We start from the raw sequence: 16,378 nt of genomic DNA on the forward strand, positions 1-16,378 counted from the left end.
GGGTGGGCGCCATCGGCGGCAGGCTGGTCAGAGGTGCCGCTTGCGGCGCCGTCGGGATCCGACAGGGCGGCGGAGATCTTCGGAGAGAATCTGCCGCCGGAGCAGCAAGGCCTTGAACTGGGAAGAGCCCTGTTGGCGGGCGGTCGACGGTGCCGCGGGCAGCCTCAGGGAGGCGCCCTGCCTGCCCGGTCGTCCGTGCTACCGGCGCTCGTGTCTGCCCGGGGTGTGCCCGAAGGTGCGCCGGAAGACGTCGATGAACGCGCTGGCGGAGGACCATCCACACTGATACGCCACGGCGGTGACCGGAACCTCCTCGGCCAGCATCACCAGTGCACGGTGCAGCCGCAGTTGGGTACGCCACTGCGGGAAGGTCATGCCGAGGTCGGAGCGGAACAGGCGGGACAGCGTACGGTCGCTTCCGCCCACCTGTCTGCCGAGCGCGGCCAGGGTGCGGTTGTCGGCCGGGTCGGCGTACAGGATCGCGCAGAGTGCCTTCAGTCGGGGCTCGGTGGGCGTGGGCAGGTGCACGGGCTGGGTGGCCGAGGACCGCAACTGGTCGAGCAGGACGGCCCGCAGCCGCGCCCGCGCGGGGCTGTCATCCTGGGGGGCGCGGGTGTAGGCGAGGATCAGCTCGCGCAGCAGCGGCCCGACGGCCAGCACGGTCGGCTCCGTCAGATTCAGCGGGTCCTCGGTCGCGGGCAGGCCGATCAGGTGCAGTTCGAGTGCGCCGTGGGCCTGGTGCTCGTGCGCGGTTCCGGCGGGCACCCAGATGGCGCGGCTGGCGGGGACGACCCAGGCACCCGCGTCGGTGGTGATGGCCAGCACGCCGCGGGCGGCGTAGACGATCTGATGGTCGTCGTGGCGGTGCACGTCGATCACGGACCCGGACGCCAACTGCTGGGCGCGAGTCGGTGCCACCGGCCGGTGGCGGATTCTCGTCATTGGTTGGCAGGTTATCGGAAGCCCGACAGTTCGGGAAGCGGCGAGCATGGCGGCGTGCGGAGAAACAGAACGATCATCTTGCTGTCCGTCGGGCATGGTTGCGTGGACGTCTACCAGGGCGCTGTGGCCGCGCTCGTACCGTTCTTCATCGCCGAGCGTGCCTACACCTACGCGGCGGCCTCCGGTGTGGTGCTCGCCGCCTCGCTGCTCTCCTCGGTGGCGCAACCGCTGTTCGGTGCGCTGACGGACCGGTGGGCAACACCCTGGCTGTTGCCACTGAGCACGATCCTGGGCGGACTGGGAATCGCGTGCAGCGGGCTCACCGGTTCGTACCCGTTGACGCTGGCGTTCGTGGCCGTCTCCGGGATCGGAGTCGCGGCGTACCACCCCGAGTCCGCCCGAGTCGCGCGGATCGCCAGCGGCGGAAGCCACGCCGGCATGGGTTGGTTCTCCCTCGGCGGCAACCTCGGCTTCGCCGTCGCGCCCATTCTGGTCGCCGCCGTCGTCGCCAACGGCGGTCTGCGACTCACTCCACTGCTCGTGGTGCCGGCCCTCGCAGGCAGCGTGCTGTGCCTGCCCGTCCTTCGCGCGCTGCACCCGACGACGGGGGCCGGTTCCGATACCCCGCGATGGGTCGGGACCGACGACAGGGCCTCGTTCGGCCGGCTGTCGCTGGCCGTGGTCTGCCGCTCCATCGCCTTCGCCGGTCTGAGCACATTCCTGGCGCTCTACGCGCCGCAGCGCACCGGCGGGGGAACGTTTGCGGGAACGGCGGCGCTTGTGGTGCTCTACCTCGGTGGAGCGGTGGGTACGGTGCTGGGGGGCAACCTGGCCGGCCGCTGGGACCGGGTCACCGTCGTGCGCTGGTCGTACCTGCTGAGCGTCGCCGCCGTCGCGGGGGTCGTGTTCGTCCCCGGGCCGGCGTTCTATCTGTTCGTGGCGCTCACCTCGGCCGGGCTCTACATCCCGTTCTCGCTCCAGATCACCCTTGGCCAGGACTACCTCCCGACCCGTGTGGGCACCGCGAGTGGCATCACCCTGGGCCTGACCGTCAGCGTCGGTGGCCTGGTCAGTCCGCTCATCGGCGGTGTCGCCGACGCGACCACCCTCCAGGTGGCCCTCGCCCCGCTGATCGTGATGCCCGCGCTGAGTTGGCTGCTGTTCCGCACCCTCCCCGAGCCGGCCGCACCGAGGCGCTGAAGCACGGCTCGACGGGCCACGGACGCCACCGGAGGTGGCCAGCCCTGCCCGGCCGGGCCCGAACCCACCGCCAACCGACGGGGACCCCAGTCTTCGCATCGAGGTTTGCGTTGCGCCCCTGCCTCAGATACCCAGTGGAGCGTGCGACAGTTGGGAGCCTCAGTCCGCGACGCTTACCGCTCACTTGGTTGGCCGATCCGGCTTCAACGAAACCACGTCGTCACCGTGAAGATCGTGTGGAAACATGCGCGACGTGGCTCACGAACACCTCTGGTACGCGCTACCCGTCCTCACCGGTCGAAGAATCCGGCTGGAGCCGTTGACGCTCGAACATGCCCCCGGCTACCTGGCGGCGGCAGGCACCGAACCCGACGACGCCGAAGTCTTCCGCTGGCAAAGCCCACCCGGCGGCGCGCTGCTCCAACCCGTCACCATCGAGGACGCGACCCGCCACATCAGCACCGCGCTCGCCGCCAGAGCCACCGGCACCAGACTCCCCTACGCCCAGATCGACACGCGTACCGGCGAGTTCGTCGGAACGACATCGTTCGCCGACCCGCAACCCACCCTGCTGGCGCTGTCCATCGGCTACACCTGGCTCGGCCGGGCCTGGTGGCGATCAGGCCTGAACACGGACTCGAAGCTCGCCATGATGACGTTCGCGTTCGAAACCCTCGGCGCGGTCCGGGTCGCCTTGCACACCGACAACAACAACATCCGCTCCAAGCAGGCGATCGAGCGGCTGGGAGCGTCCCGCGAAGGCGTACTGCGCAAACACAGGCGCCGGGCGGACGGCACCTGGCGCGACACCGTGCTGTACGCGATCGTCGACGACGCCTGGCCAGCGGCGAAGGAGAGGCTGCTGGCACGGCAGGCGGCCCACGACCGAAACTAGCGACCCATAACGTCAGCAACTCATGACCTTGTGGCCTGGCCGGAGGCGTCAAACCTCCGGCCAGCTCGTCGGTGATTTCGGCTATCGCCTGGGCGGCCGGATGCTGGGCATGCCAAGCCCGGCGGCGCCGGTGACTTTGCTCAGCCGGATGGCTTGTTGCCGTTTGTCAGCGAGGAACCGCAAGGTCAGGTCGAGGCCTTCGATTTCGCCGAGCCAGCCTTCGGCCTCGGCGCGTGCACGCCGGGCGTGGAGGTCTTCTTCGAGCTCGGCGAGCCGGTCCAGCATCTTGGGGTTGACGTTGAGCATCGGGCAGCGGATGCAGGCGTGTTCGTGCTGGCACGGTGTGCCATAGGGGCGGGCGCAGGAGCCCAGCTCGACGCGGCGTTTGTCGAAGTGCTCCTGGAACTCGCTCCATTCGGTGCCACTGGCGTCGCGGTATTCGGTGGCCGGTCGGTGGTCGCGCCGTTGCTGAAGGTATTGCTGGTAGTGGCGGACCACGTCGTCGTCGAAGACGGCGACGTAGCCACGGGTGGTCTGGATGTTGAGGTGCCCGAGCAGCGCGGCGCCGATGTGGATCGGCAGTCCGCTGTTGACCAGCTCGGTGGCGAAGATCCGTCGGAAGTCGTGCGGAGTGAAGGCCAGGCCACGGAAGCCTGGGTGCTGCTCAGCCAGTGCCGCGCACCGGCGGCGCAGCATGAGCGCCATCGTGGATGGCGTGATGACGTGCCGGCTGGTGCCGCGCTGGCGCTGGAACAAGAACGGCAGCGGGGTGCTCCAGACCTTGTCGTGCGCGTCGAACCGACTCACCATCGCGATCGGCTGTCCGCCCTGGGTGTGACGGCGCACGATCTGGGCTATGACGTGGAACAGCTCGGTCGACATCGGGATGACGCGTTCCCGGTCGGTCTTTGACGGAGCGATCACCAGCAGAACGATGATCTCGCCGTTGGGGCGTTCGTATTGCCTGATGCTCAGGTGTGACAGCTCGGCCAGTTCTTCGATGCGCACGCCGGAGTGCCGCAACGTCTCAACGATCGCCCACTCCCAGAAGGCGTTGTCCTCGAGTGTGCTGATGTGGATGACTTCGCCGGTGGCGACGTCGACCGCGCGCACCGGCCGGGTTTCGTGCCGGGCCCGTTTGCGGTCCATCGACGAGAGGTATCGCCGGTAGACCTGTCCGGCGACGGTGAACGTGTCACCCTCGGCCACCGCGCTCGCCTGGTCGAGCAATTGCTTGGCGTGCTGATGGCGATCTTCGACGTGGGCTACGAGTGCTGGCAGCAGCGGCTGCCGGACTCTAGTGCGGTCGGCGGAGCGTTCCTCGATGCGTCGGCGCCGCTGCCCGCCGCCGCGGAACTCGGTCGGCGAGACTGGGCACGGCGCGACCCAGACCGCCCACCGTTCGGGTTCCTCGACCGCCCAGGTGTGCAGGTCAAGGTAGAAGCTGCGGATCGCGATCACGATCTCGTCGATGTTGCTGCGCGGCTGTCCGTCGTCGCGGGTGCGCAGCTGCTCGCGCCACACCGCGTAGACCTGCGGATCGATGTGCAGGTCGGCCTGGCCGGGGCTGAGCCGCTCGATTTTCTCCCAGAAGTGATGCGCCAGCGACCGGGCGAGGTTGTTGACCGTGGCGTAGTCGGTTTCTGCCCGGCGTCGGCCGACGTAGTCGATCAGTAGCTGCCGCACGCCCTGATGCGCGATCGGATACCGGTCGACCAGCTCGGTCGTGCTCAGCTGCCCGCGCAGCATCGCCGCCCGCATCGTGGCCGGCGTGCTCGCCGGGAAGTGACCCATCGCGTGCAGCACGTTCCAGACGCCGATGCCCCAGAACCGGTTGGCGTCCTTCTTGCCCTCGCGCAACACAGTGAGGATCCGCCGGGTCTCGTGCGTGTAGTGCAGCAACGCGCCCGGTGTGACATCGACCAGAGCGACGCCCTGCACCGTCAACAGGCAACACACGTCGAACAGCGCCTTGCGCCGCTGTTCCCAGGTCGCCTCGTGCGCGTCGACGTGCGCGACGTACTCGTCCAGCAACGGATCGCGCTGAGCGGCGACGAACGGACCCGGATAGTCACGAAACTTGTTGCGCCGGAACGCCATCAACGACGGCTGGATCACGCGCAGCGCGAACAGCAGCCGGACGCCCGGGCTAATCGTCTGGCTTGGCTCGATACCCGACGGCACGCCACTGGCCGCGAGCGTCCCAGCACCCAGCGGGCTGGCATCCCAGCGCTGCTGCCACGACGACCCGGGAAAAGTCTGCAAATACTGCAACGCCGCCAGCACCTGTGTCTGCCGGGCCCCACCTACCCGTGCCGAACCGTCCCAAGCCGCCACGGCGACCTCACCGAGGTGTGCCGGCACCGCCTGCGACAGATCCCCGTACGGGCGCGGCGGCACCGACGCGATCGCCGGCTGCGCAGGAATCCGGCCGGAGACGAACCGGCTGGGGAAGCCGAGCTCCTTCAGCACTGGGCCGTGCCGGTGCCGGCGGGTCAGCCCTGTGGTGTTCGCTGATGCGCTGTTCTTAGGCACCGAACACCGCCGCGATGTCGGCCGGGTCGTAACCGGGTGCGAACGTCGCCGCCGGCCGCGGTCGGCTGTAGTGCTCGGCGAGCTTGTCGACCAGGTCCTCGACCCGTGCCGTCACGTAGCGGCCGGTCACCCGGATGTCGGCGTGCCGCAGGATGGCCTGCACCTCCGCCAGGGTCAACCGGCCACCGTTGGCCATCCGCGTCGCCGCGGTGTGCCGTAGGTCATGCAGGGTCCAGTTCGTGCCGAGCTTACGGTTGGCTCGTTGCAGAACCCGCCGCAACGCCCAGTAGCTCAACGGCCGGGCCTGGCCCCGGCGGGCACGCCAGATTCGCTCATCCGCCGCCGGAGTTCCGGCCTGGTCAAGGTAGCGAGCCAGGTAGATGAATGCTTGCGGCGAGGCCGGCACCATCTCCCGTGCCCGGCTGCCCTTCGAGATCACCCAGATCCGCTGACCTGCCCAGTCCAGGTCCGCAGTTGTCAGCCCGAGCAGTTCCTCGGCACGGGCGCCGCCGGAGACGAAGAACTCGAGCAGCGCCCGGTCCCGGTCACATTCCATTGCCGCGAACAGCTCGGTCCACAGCCGATCCGGGATCGAGCGCGGCAGCGGGTCGGCGACCTGCTGACGGAGCCGCGCCCGCCCGAACCGAGGCGGTGTCTCCAGCGGGCTGCGATGTGCCAGCGCCTGCCGCCGCTGAGCCGAGACAGGTACCGGGTTACGCACCGGCCCGCGACCGTGATGAGCATGGAATTGATAGAAGCCGCTCACCACCGACAACGCGTGGTTGATAGTCCGCGGCGCATAACCCGCTCGCAGCGCTGGCTTCCCGGTCCGCGGGTTCACCGACCCTGCCGGCGGCGACTGCGGATCCGACCGGTGCCGCTGCGGGTTCCGTGCCGACCGCAGCCACCCGACCAGCACAGCGACCTCAGCCTCGGTCGCCCGATCCCAACCGACCTGCAACGCCCACAGCAATCGGAACCACCGCAACAACCCGTATGCGTAACTTCGGCAGGTCAACGGGCTGCAATCGCTGAGGGCGAGCTTCCGTAGGTAGCCGGTCACCGGCTCGATCTCGGCGGCATCCGGGCCATGAACGGCGAACGGTGGATGCCGTAGGCCGGTGCCGATCACCGAGCCGACATCCGGGACGGTTCCTTGGCCTTCCACCAGCAGCACACGCAGATCCAACGTCAGCTCCCTGAGTCATGGTGTACTGCACCATGATCGAGTCGCCGTCTGGTGCAGTTAACTCAGCACTGCCGGCGTGCCATTCCCCGCTCACCGTTGCGGCCGAGGGTGAACAGCGGCATGGAGGCGAAGCGGTGCGCGGGGTCGAGCGCGTCGGCCCTGATGTCACCGGCGCGAACCCGGACAACGTCGATGCCGGCCCGCTCGGCGATGCTCGTCAGGTGCCGCAGGTGCCGGTAGACCGCGCGCGGCTCCCACGACGTGTCGGCGAAGATGGCCGCGTCGAACCGTGGGATCCGGCCGAGTACGGCCAGCAGCAGGAGGGTGGAGCTCTGTACGCCAGCGCCGAGGGACAGGAACCGTTGGGTGGGTGCGTTCACGCGACCACCCCGTCTCCGGGCTGCGGCGAGGGCTTGCCGAGGACGAGCACGTCCTCATGGGCGATCAGGTGCATGGGCACTCCGCCGGCCCGTGCCTTGCGGACCTGCTGGAGTTGGAAGAACGACGGGCGGGCGACGAGCTGCCCGCCGCGGACGGCGGCGAGTAGTGCCACGCACCGCTCAAGGGGCACGAGCCCGGCGGCGGTGCCGGCGGACAGGATCGCGGAGGGCAGGTCGACCAGCTCTCCGCGTTTGCGCCAGGGCCGGGCGGTCACCACGACCACTCCGCCCGGTCGCAGCAGGGTGAAGCAGCCGCGCAGGATGTCGGTGAACCCCTCGACGAGGCCGCCGAGCGAGGAACGGTAGGCGAGGTTGCCCTTGTCTTCGCCGTAGCGGTTGTCGTATTTGGTCACCCCGTCGCTGCCGGGTCGGACCAGGCCGTGCACCGTCGGCCCGTACGGCGGGGAGGTCACCACGAGGGCGACCTGGCCCTGCAGGGCGGCCGGCAACAGGACGGCCAGGTGGGTAGCGTCGCCGCGGATGACTGAGCCGCGACCGGTGGCGCCGTGGCGGTGGGCGTGGGCGATGTTGGCGTCGGCGGTGTCGGACCAGCGTGATTCGTACTCCACGCCGATGCCGTCACGGCCGGCGTGGATGGCCTCCACGATGGTGGTGCCGATCCCACACATCGGGTCGAATACGAGGTCACCGGGCTGGGTGTAGGCGTGTACCGCGTGCGCGGCGATGGCCGGCAGCATCCGGGCCGGGTGTTTGACCGACTGCGGGACGTACCGGCCGCGGCGCTGCACCGGGCCGGTCGACTGGGCGGTGGCCCAGACCGACAGTGTCTGCGGCCATGACGGGGCGCTCGTTGTGCCGTACGGCTGGTCGGGCTGCGGAGTCGGGGTGGTGGTGTCCATTTCAGGCACGGCGACCACCGGCCCGGTTGCCCGTCGCCCTGGTGAAGACGAGCAGGTCGGCGTGGACCTTGACGTGGAGTAGGACATGCTCCGCGCCGCTGGCTCGCGCGAGGGCGAGAAGCTCCTCGTCGGTGGCGTGGTAGGTGAACCGGTCGCCGTCGGTGTCGGCCGAGACCGCGACGATGTGCTGCAGATAGCCCAGGCCGGTGTTGGCGGCGGCCTGGACCACGGGGGTGAAGTCCTCCGGGGTCGCCACCGCGCCGGCAGGGACGCCGACGATCAGCACCAGGCAACCGCCGGGGCGCAGCAGCCGTTCGCCGGCGGTGAGCAGCCACGCCAGGCGAACCTGGTTCTCGGCGTCGCTGGTCTCGTCCAGCGGCCAGCTGGCCACAACCAGGCTGGTCCGCTGTCTCAGGCTGTCGCCGTCGCGCAGGACCGTGGGTGACTCTTCGGCCGGCGGCAGGTCCGGGTCGGTGAGGTCGTCGCCGAACCAGACCAACGGCTCGTCGGTCTCGACGTCCGTGTCCGCAGCGCCGTCCAGTACACGGCGAGGCGGCGGCGTGGCGGCCCCGACGACCAGGGACCTGGCGTCGGTGAACCACGCCCGGTGGTGCCGGCGTCCGCCGCGCAGGCAGACGTCGTCCAGGGCGTGGCTGTCGGTGAGGTCGACCACCGCCTCACCGGGCCGGCTGTACGCGGCGATGAGCCGGTGGGCCAACCGGTGGGAGATGCTCGCCCTCAGGTCGTCACCGCTGCGCGCGGTGCGCCAGACGGTGATCGGCACCGGCGGGTCACCGGCCACCAGATCGATCGATGGGATGTTGGATGTGCCGCCATGGGAGGCGGGGTCGGGCGTGGAGTGCTCGATCATTTGGTGTCGGCTCCGCGCCGCACCGTGCTGCGCTGACGTCTACCAATCGGCGATTGTCAGACCCAGCGAACACTTGGCGATCTGACAGCGGTCTCACACCATCCGACAGTCCCCATATCACCCGGTTTGCCCCCAGGACGGGAACGGGCCGCCGGTACCTCGGGCGCACCCCTGTCAGAGTTCGACAGCCGGACCGCGAGTCTGACAAGCCCCGCGGCGGGTCTCACGGCGCACAAGGCAGTGTCATCGGCGGGCATTCGCGTCACCGCCGCGACGTGGGGCGACGAGGCGCCGTTGTCGAGCGCTGGACACCGCTCGGACGGCCACGCGCGCTACGCCACTTATCGGCCACGCCGCCAAACCGCCACGCCCGGGGGCGGTGGCCGAGGCTCCGCCATCGGCGCTGACCGGCCGCCGGCTGGGCGTCGCGGTGGCCGCGACAGCTTGGCCATTCATAGCCGTGACCACACGAGCGCCGCAACCGGGACATGTCCTCGGCATGTCCGGGACGTGTGGCATGGCGCGAGGACGCATGCCGGGTGCGTCGGCCGCCGCCATGGCCGTGTCAGAGCCGCCTGGTCTGACAGACCGGCCCACGCGAGCGGCCTGGCCCGTTCTCATAGCGCTCCGGAGCGGGGCGCGAGGATTCGTGACCGCGCAGGTCACGACCGGTCTGACAGATTCGGCGCGGTAATGACGGCCACTCGGCGCCGTGATGGCCAGATGGGCATGCACGGTCGCCGCTGGCGCCGCGTCACGAACGGTCTGTCAGATTCGGCGCGGTCATGGCGGCCACTCGGCGCCGCGATGGCCAGATGGGCATGCGCGGTCGCCGCTGACGCCGCGACCTGCCATGTCATAGGCGTGTCAGATGGCCGTGTCCTACTGCGGACCTAGGACATTCCCTGCGTTCGCGGGATGTGACCGCTGTTCCGTTTCCTGTCATTGGAGTCCTCACGTGTTCATCTCTGGTACCCCCGACTGGCCAACCTCCCCTCTGCGCGCCGCGGACATCGCCTACGCGGCACTGACCTGCGACCCGGCGCCGCTGACGCTCGACTGTGACGCGCTGGCCCGCGACATCGGCGTTGGCGCCGCTCTGCCGACCGGCGTCGTGGCGCTGCCGGTACTGCGAGCCTGGCTGCTGGCGCACCCGGACGACTACGCCGGTCGTGACGCGGTGTGGCGGGAACTGATCGTGCGGGCCCGTCTGCACGGCAAGGAATGGACGATCGCCGCGGTCGGGATGGCGATGCCGGCGTTGGTCCGCATCGCCGGGCAGTTGTCCGCGTCCTACCGCGGCGACCCGGCCGATATCGACGGCGAGGTACTGACCGGGTTTCTGCAAGCTGTGCGGGATCACCTCGACCTGACCCGGCCGGCGCTGTACGCGTCGTTGACGATGGCGGCGTGGCGGGCCGGCCGACGACTGCGCCTGGCCGACGACGAAGCCGTCCCGGTCGACGACATCGAGCACCTCACCACGGGACCACGCACCCCCAAGGTGCCCTACGCCCACCCGGATCTCCTAGTCCGCCGGGCGGGGCGGCTGCGGATCATTGACGAGACGGACGTTCAGCCGTGGATCGAGGTGCGGCTGGGCCGGCGGGCTCCCGAGCCGATCGCCGCCCGGCTCGGGATCACCGTGGATGCCCTGCGGATGCGGCTGGCCCGCGCCGACAATGCCCTCGCCAAGGCACTCGCCGCGGGATCCCTGAGCGACCTGGGGTCCGCTGCGCCGGACAAACAGGTCACGGCACGAGCCAACCGGCGCGCCGGTATCCGCTCCGGCCGGGCCGCTCCCGCCCGAGCCGCTGCCCATGCTCACCCGGCCGCCGCGGTGGCCGCCTGAAGGAGCGGTACCTGCCGTCCCGCAACGGCTGTGGGCCCTGGCGCTCGGCGCCAGGGCCCACAGCCGTTTTTCGCTCTGCCGCGGCTGTACCCACGGCTGGCGGGTCTGACAACCGGCGAAACCCACCGACGTCAGCCAGGGCGGTTGACCTGCGGTGTCAGATGGACCGCGAGGTTGTCAGAGCCGTGACAGATCGCCAAGTGTTCGCCACGTCTGACAAACGCCGATTGGTAGGTGCGGGACTCGACAAGGCGTGCCGGGCATGCCGCTTGAGTCCCGTCCGCCGTCGGGCTTTCGGGGACGCGTACCGCGTCGCCCCGGGTGCCGCGCCATCGCTGCGCTGACACCTCATCGATTACCGCAACCACCCGCAGAGGGAGGACGAGCTCCTCCCGGGGTAGAGCGACACGCCGACCTGTCGCCCGGCGGCGGCCATCCCGTTAACCCAGCTATCGCCCCGCCCCGGTGCCGCGTCGTACCGGGGCGGGGCGGGAGGTGAGCCATGTCCCGCACCCACATCCGCGCCCTCGTCCACCACCGGTCGCTGCGCCGCGCGGTGCGCGTCGTCGTGCCGCTAAGCGCCCTCGGGGTGATCCTGCTGGCCCCGCGCGCCGCCCACGCGGACGCCGTCGACGGCGTGTACCTGGCGGCGAACAGCCTGCCCGTCGTCATCGCCAACCTACGACGGTTGATCATGGGCCTTCTCTTCGCCGTCGCCACCCTGTTCCTGGTCCTGGCCGGGGTGTACTGGGCCACCGCCGGCGGTGACCCGTCCCAGGTCGACAAGGCCAAAGGCGCACTACGCAACGCACTGATCGGCTACGGCCTGGCTGTCCTCGCCCCGGTCCTGCTGGAGCTCGTGCGGGGCGTCGTCGGAGGCTGAGGCAGCGATGGCTTGGATGGGCACGATCCTCGACCAAATTCTCGACTGGCTCACCACCGCGATCCTGGACTGCCTCGACGCGGTCCTGAATCTGATCATCGACGTCCTGCTCACCACACCACAGGTCACCGCGCTACCCCAGGTGCAGACGTTGACCGGCAGGTCGATCTGGATCGTCGACACCACCTTCGTTCTGGTGTTCGTCGCCGCCGGCGTCCTGACCATGGTCTCCGGCGGCAACGAACAGTCCCGCTACACGGTCAAGGACCTCGCGCCACGGCTGGTTGTCGGATTCATCGCCGCGCACTTCTCGCAACTGTTCTGCCGCCAGCTCATCGAACTCGGCAACGCGGTCACCGGGGCGATCAGCCAGGACTACGACGGCGAGCGGGCGTCCGCCGCCATGCGGATCTACCTGCAATCCGGGCAGGAACACATCGTGCCGCTGCTGTTCGTCATCATCGTCACGGTCATCACCGTGCTGATCGTCGTGACAGCGTTCCAGCTCATCGCCCGGATCGTCACCCTGCTGATCATGACGATCATCGCGCCGCTGGCCCTGGCCTGCCACGCCCTGCCGGCCACCGAGGACATCGCCCGCCTGTGGTGGCGCTCCTACCTCGGCTGCCTGGCCATCCCCGCCGCGCAGGCGTTCTTCCTCACCGCCGGGCAGTGGATGCTGTCCGACCCCACCCACACGCTGCCGGTTCTCGACCTGCCCGTCGAACCCGGCGGCGTGCTCAACCTGCTCGTCGTGATCGTGCTGCTCTGGACCACCGTCAAGATTCCCAGCCTCGTCGGCCGCTGGGTGGGGCAGAGCGGACATGGCGGCAGCAACATCGTCGGCGCGGTCGTCCGGGTCGCCGTCGTACAGCAGATCGCCCGCAGCGTTCCGGGCCTGAACAGCCTCAGGAGAGTGACCAGATGACAACCAACCCCTCAGATGAGTCGCCGGCACACGCCCGGATGCCCGCCGATGTCGACGCGCCGGACAAGGTCGTCTACGGACTGACGTGGCGGCAGTTAGCGATCCTCGCCGTCGCTGGGGTGATCTTCTACGGCGCCTGGAGCGCGCTGCGCACGATCATCGCACCTCAGGTCCTCATCGTGGGCGGGGTCGTGTTCGGCGGAGTCGTGTTCGCCCTCGCGGTCAGCCGCCGCGACGGCCTGCCCATGGACGTGTGGCTGCTGCACGCCATCAGCCACACCCGCCAACCCAAGGCCCTGTCCACCACCGACGCCACCACCAGCGGCGTACCCGACTGGGTCCAGATTCCGAACAGCCGCCTACCTGTACCGGCGCCGCTGAAGCTGCCCGCCGACGCCATCGACGACGACGGGCAGGTCACCCTCGGCGCCACCCAGGCGGCCCTCGTCGCCGCGACGAACGTCAACCTGACGCTGCGCACCGGCAGCGAGCAGGCCGCGCTGATCGACGGGTACGGCCGATGGCTCAACAGCCTGTCCACCCCCACCCAGATCGTCGTCTCCGCGCAGCCGGTCGACCTGGCCTCCCACGCCCGCAGGGTCGCCGAGGCCGTCCCGGCGATGCCGCATCCGGCGCTGGAAGCGGCGTGCACCGACCACGCCCAGTTCCTCCACGACCTGGCCACCCGGCGAGACCCGCTGCGCCGCCAGGTCCTGCTGGTCACCCGCACCGCCGCCGGCGAACAGGGCGGACACGCCGCACGCCGGCGCGCCGACGACACCGTCCGGGCGCTGTCCGGTCTCGGCGTCACCACCCGAGCCCTCGACGGCGCGGCCGTCACCGCCGCGCTCGCCGCCGCCGCCGACCCCTACCGCCCCCCACGACCAGGCGGCCTCGCCGCACCGGACGCCGTCATCACCGCAACCCGACCCCACCGGCAGCCCAGGAGGACCACATGATCGGCAAACGACGCCGCCGCGTAGACCCGACCGACGCGTCGAGATCTGCGTCCGGGGCAGGCCTCGCCGCCGCCGTCACGCCCGCCGCCGTCGAGGTCACCCCCCGCTGGCTGCGGGTCGGCGACGGCTACGCCGCCACCCTCGTCGTCACCGGCTACCCGGCCGAGGTCGGGCCGGCGTGGCTGGAACCACTGCTGTCCTACCCCGGCCGCGTAGACGTCACCCTGCACATCGACCCGCTGCCCGCCCCCATCGCCGCCGCCCGGCTACGCACCCAACGCGCCCGCCTCGAATCCAGCAGGCGGGCCGACTCCGAACGCGGCAAACTCAGCGACCCCTACACCGACGCCGCCGCCCACGACGCCGGCGACCTGGCCGACCGCCTCGCCCGCGGCGCCGCCAAGCTGTTCCGCGTCGGGCTGTACATCACCGTGCACGCCAAGACCCAGGAGGAGCTGCTGGAGGCCTGCGACCGGGTCAAGGCCGCCGCCGCCTCCACCCTCCTGGAAGTCCAACCGGCGACGTGGCGCCAGCTCGCCGGCTGGACCACCACCCTGCCCCTGGCCCACGACGGACTACGGATGCTCCGCACCATGGACACCCAAGCCCTCGCCGCCTCATTTCCGCTGGCCGGCCCGGATCTACCGGCACCGCTGCCCGGCGAACCGGCCACCACCGGCGGGGTCCTCTACGGCGTCAACCCGGCCAGCAACGGTGTCGTCTGGTGGGACCGCTTCGCCCAGGACAACTACAACTCCGTCGTCCTGGCCCGATCCGGCGCCGGCAAGTCCTACATGGTCAAACTCGAAGCGTTACGCCACCTCTACGCCGGCGTCCAGATCTCAATCATCGACCCGGAAGACGAATACCTGCGGCTGGCCGACACCGTCGGCGGCACCGTCGTACGCCTCGGGGCGGCCGGGGCCAGGATCAACCCCCTCGACCTGCCGGCCGGTGACACCCGGCCGGACACGCTGACCCGACGCGGCCTGTTCCTGCACACCCTCATCTCCGTACTGATCGGCAGCCTGCCACCGCCGGCTGAGCGCGCCGCCCTGGACCGGGCCATCCTCGCCGTGTACCGCAACGCGGGTATCACCGCCGACCCACACACCCACCAACGGCCCGCACCGCTGCTACGCGACCTGGCCGCGATCCTCGCCAACGACACCGACCCCGCCGGCCCGCACCTCGCCGCCCGACTCGCCCCATGGGTCCACGGGTCATTCAAAGACCTCTTCGACGGGCCCACCACCTCCCACCCGCACGGACACCTGGTCGTCTGGTCGCTACGGCAGCTGCCCGACGAGCTACGCACCGTCGGCACCCTCCTGGCGCTGGATTCCATCTGGCGCATCGTCGACACGCCACCGGCCTCCGGTCCCCCGCCGCGTCGCATCGTCGTCGTCGACGAAGCCTGGCTACTCATGCGCGACGGCGAAGGCGCCAAGTTCCTACACAGAATGGCGAAAGCCGGACGCAAACGACACACCGGCCTGACCGTCGTCACCCAGGACGCCGCCGACGTCCTCAGCACCGACCTCGGCCAAGCCGTCGTCGCCAACGCCGCCACCCAAATCCTCCTGCGCCAGGCGCCCCAGGCCATCGACACCGTCGGCGACGCCTTCGGCCTCACCGCGGGTGAGCGGCGACTGCTCCTCACCGCCCACCGCGGTCACGGCCTACTCATCAGCGGAACCCACCGCACCGCATTCGAAGCAATCTCCTCCGACGCCGAACACCATCTCGCCACCACCGAGCCCGAGATCGACATCGACGCGGACTCGGCGCCGTGAAGCCGGGGACCAAACCACCAGCACGCCGTCACTAATTGCCCCAAAGCTCCCCGGTCCCCGGCCAGGGCGCCAGGTCGGTTGACGTGCGCGCGGGCCCGACTACATCTTCCGGAGGACACCCCGTGACCCCGTACCGAATCCCCGCGCCGACGCCGCAATCGACCCCGTCAGGACCCCACACCACAACCACCACGGTCCCCAGCCCGGCTCCTTCCCACTGGGTCCTGCACACCGGCGACTGGGCCGCCGACCGACCGTGGTTGCTCGCCGTCGCGGCCGGCCTGCTCATCACCTGGGTCGCCGGCGGCAACCTCGTCGCCCTGTGGCGACATCAACACCACGCCCGCGGGGCCCGCCTGATCGGAATCGCGCCGCCACCGCAGGTCGACGAACACAGCGCGGCCGCGCTGTGGGCCAATCTCGCCGGCATTCTCACCCCCGTACGACACCGACGGCTGCTCTACGGCGCCCCACACATCGGCCTGCAGTACACCTGGACCGGCCGGCGACTACTGATCTCCCTGTGGGTGCCCGGCAGCGTCCCGAACGGGGCGGTCGAGGCCGCCGTACGCGCCGCGTGGCCCGGCGCGGCCACCACCGCCAACGAGCCCGCGCCCGCGCCGATACCCGCCGACACGGCCGCCGCGGTCGGCGGCCACCTGCTGCCCGTGGCAGCCGACTGGCTACCACTGACCAGCGACCACGACGCGGACCCGCTTCGTGCGTTGATGTCCGCCGGAGCGCAACTGCACGACGGCGAGTACGCCTGCGTGCAGATCCTCGCCCGCCCCGCCGCACCAAAGCGTGCCAGCCGAGCCCGCCGCGCAGCCGGCCGGCTGCGCCACGGCGCCACCGCGCTGCCGGGCCTCAACATCGGCCGGGGCCTGACCGAACTGATCGAGGTGTTCCTGCCCGGCCGCGGCCAGACCGGCGGCACCGCGAAGGCCGCGTCCCGCCCGGACCCGACCGTGGAACGCGACGTGCGGGCGATCCTCGACAAGACCTCCCACCAGCTATGGGACACCGGT

13 protein-coding genes and 1 pseudogene are annotated in these 16,378 nt (G+C 70.3%); 8 read left to right on the forward strand and 6 right to left on the reverse strand.

The annotated features are described in order from the left end of the window. Positions 1-198 precede the first annotated feature (198 nt). A complete protein-coding gene (locus ACQEUR_RS19600; RefSeq protein ID WP_433033113.1) occupies positions 199-942 on the reverse strand; it encodes an AraC family transcriptional regulator in 744 nt (247 codons plus the stop codon). Between the two features lie 54 nt (positions 943-996). On the opposite strand from ACQEUR_RS19600, the gene ACQEUR_RS19605 reads away from it, so the two are divergent. Continuing rightward, entirely contained in the window at positions 997-2,142 is a 1,146-nt protein-coding gene (locus ACQEUR_RS19605; RefSeq protein WP_433033116.1) for an MFS transporter, read from the forward strand. 244 nt (positions 2,143-2,386) lie between these two features. Then, complete coding sequence (locus ACQEUR_RS19610) at positions 2,387-3,037, forward strand: GNAT family N-acetyltransferase (protein WP_433033119.1); 651 nt, start codon at positions 2,387-2,389, stop codon at positions 3,035-3,037. A gap of 81 nt (positions 3,038-3,118) precedes the next feature. Here the strand turns inward: ACQEUR_RS19610 and ACQEUR_RS19615 are convergent, their stop codons facing one another. From ACQEUR_RS19615 to ACQEUR_RS19635, 5 genes are all read right to left on the reverse strand, one after another. Beyond that, entirely contained in the window at positions 3,119-5,509 is a 2,391-nt protein-coding gene (locus ACQEUR_RS19615; RefSeq protein ID WP_433033122.1) for a tyrosine-type recombinase/integrase, read from the reverse strand. 55 nt (positions 5,510-5,564) lie between these two features. Then, positions 5,565-6,293 (reverse strand): tyrosine-type recombinase/integrase, encoded by a 729-nt coding sequence (locus tag ACQEUR_RS19620; RefSeq protein WP_433033125.1) that lies wholly within the window; start codon positions 6,291-6,293, stop codon positions 5,565-5,567. Positions 6,294-6,823: 530 nt separating this feature from the next. Next, a complete protein-coding gene (locus ACQEUR_RS19625; protein ID WP_433033128.1) occupies positions 6,824-7,141 on the reverse strand; it encodes a hypothetical protein in 318 nt (105 codons plus the stop codon). Then, positions 7,138-8,061: a TRM11 family SAM-dependent methyltransferase gene (locus tag ACQEUR_RS19630; protein WP_433033151.1), complete on the reverse strand. Its 924-nt coding sequence runs from the start codon at positions 8,059-8,061 to the stop codon at positions 7,138-7,140. Before ACQEUR_RS19630 ends, ACQEUR_RS19625 begins: the two co-directional genes overlap by 4 nt. 1 nt (position 8,062) lies before the next feature. After that, positions 8,063-8,932, reverse strand: a complete 870-nt coding sequence (locus ACQEUR_RS19635) for a hypothetical protein (RefSeq protein WP_433033131.1) — start codon at positions 8,930-8,932, stop codon at positions 8,063-8,065. Positions 8,933-9,890: 958 nt separating this feature from the next. Here ACQEUR_RS19635 and ACQEUR_RS19640 point away from each other — a divergent pair. The 6 genes and pseudogenes from ACQEUR_RS19640 to ACQEUR_RS19665 all read left to right on the forward strand — a co-directional run. Beyond that, positions 9,891-10,784, forward strand: coding sequence for a hypothetical protein (locus tag ACQEUR_RS19640; RefSeq protein WP_433033134.1), 894 nt, complete (start codon positions 9,891-9,893; stop codon positions 10,782-10,784). Between the two features lie 502 nt (positions 10,785-11,286). Next, entirely contained in the window at positions 11,287-11,667 is a 381-nt protein-coding gene (locus tag ACQEUR_RS19645; RefSeq protein WP_433033137.1) for a pilin, read from the forward strand. A 16-nt stretch (positions 11,668-11,683) separates the two neighbouring features. Continuing rightward, positions 11,684-12,595 carry a conjugal transfer protein TrbL family protein gene (locus ACQEUR_RS19650; RefSeq protein WP_433033140.1) on the forward strand — a complete coding sequence of 304 codons (912 nt, stop codon included), beginning with the start codon at positions 11,684-11,686 and terminating at the stop codon, positions 12,593-12,595. Beyond that, positions 12,592-13,554, forward strand: coding sequence for a PrgI family protein (locus tag ACQEUR_RS19655; RefSeq protein ID WP_433033142.1), 963 nt, complete (start codon positions 12,592-12,594; stop codon positions 13,552-13,554). Before ACQEUR_RS19650 ends, ACQEUR_RS19655 begins: the two co-directional genes overlap by 4 nt. Continuing rightward, complete coding sequence (locus ACQEUR_RS19660; protein WP_433033145.1) at positions 13,551-15,350, forward strand: VirB4 family type IV secretion system protein; 1,800 nt, start codon at positions 13,551-13,553, stop codon at positions 15,348-15,350. Before ACQEUR_RS19655 ends, ACQEUR_RS19660 begins: the two co-directional genes overlap by 4 nt. A gap of 122 nt (positions 15,351-15,472) precedes the next feature. Next, a pseudogene (locus ACQEUR_RS19665) lies at positions 15,473-16,378 on the forward strand (type VI secretion protein); the annotation flags it as partial.

Source organism: Plantactinospora sp. CA-290183, assembly GCF_050936375.1.
Classification (GTDB): Bacteria; Actinomycetota; Actinomycetes; order Mycobacteriales; family Micromonosporaceae; genus Plantactinospora.

Excerpts from the sequence above, each read along its gene's own strand:
- ACQEUR_RS19600 (WP_433033113.1), bottom strand. The coding sequence starts at position 942 with ATGACGAGAATCCGCCACCGGCCGGTGGCACCGACTCGCGCCCAGCAG.
- ACQEUR_RS19610 (WP_433033119.1), top strand. The coding sequence starts at position 2,387 with ATGCGCGACGTGGCTCACGAACACCTCTGGTACGCGCTACCCGTCCTC.
- ACQEUR_RS19630 (WP_433033151.1), bottom strand. The coding sequence starts at position 8,061 with ATGGACACCACCACCCCGACTCCGCAGCCCGACCAGCCGTACGGCACA.
- ACQEUR_RS19635 (WP_433033131.1), bottom strand. The coding sequence starts at position 8,932 with ATGATCGAGCACTCCACGCCCGACCCCGCCTCCCATGGCGGCACATCC.
- ACQEUR_RS19645 (WP_433033137.1), top strand. The coding sequence starts at position 11,287 with ATGTCCCGCACCCACATCCGCGCCCTCGTCCACCACCGGTCGCTGCGC.
- ACQEUR_RS19650 (WP_433033140.1), top strand. The coding sequence starts at position 11,684 with ATGGGCACGATCCTCGACCAAATTCTCGACTGGCTCACCACCGCGATC.
- ACQEUR_RS19655 (WP_433033142.1), top strand. The coding sequence starts at position 12,592 with ATGACAACCAACCCCTCAGATGAGTCGCCGGCACACGCCCGGATGCCC.
- ACQEUR_RS19660 (WP_433033145.1), top strand. The coding sequence starts at position 13,551 with ATGATCGGCAAACGACGCCGCCGCGTAGACCCGACCGACGCGTCGAGA.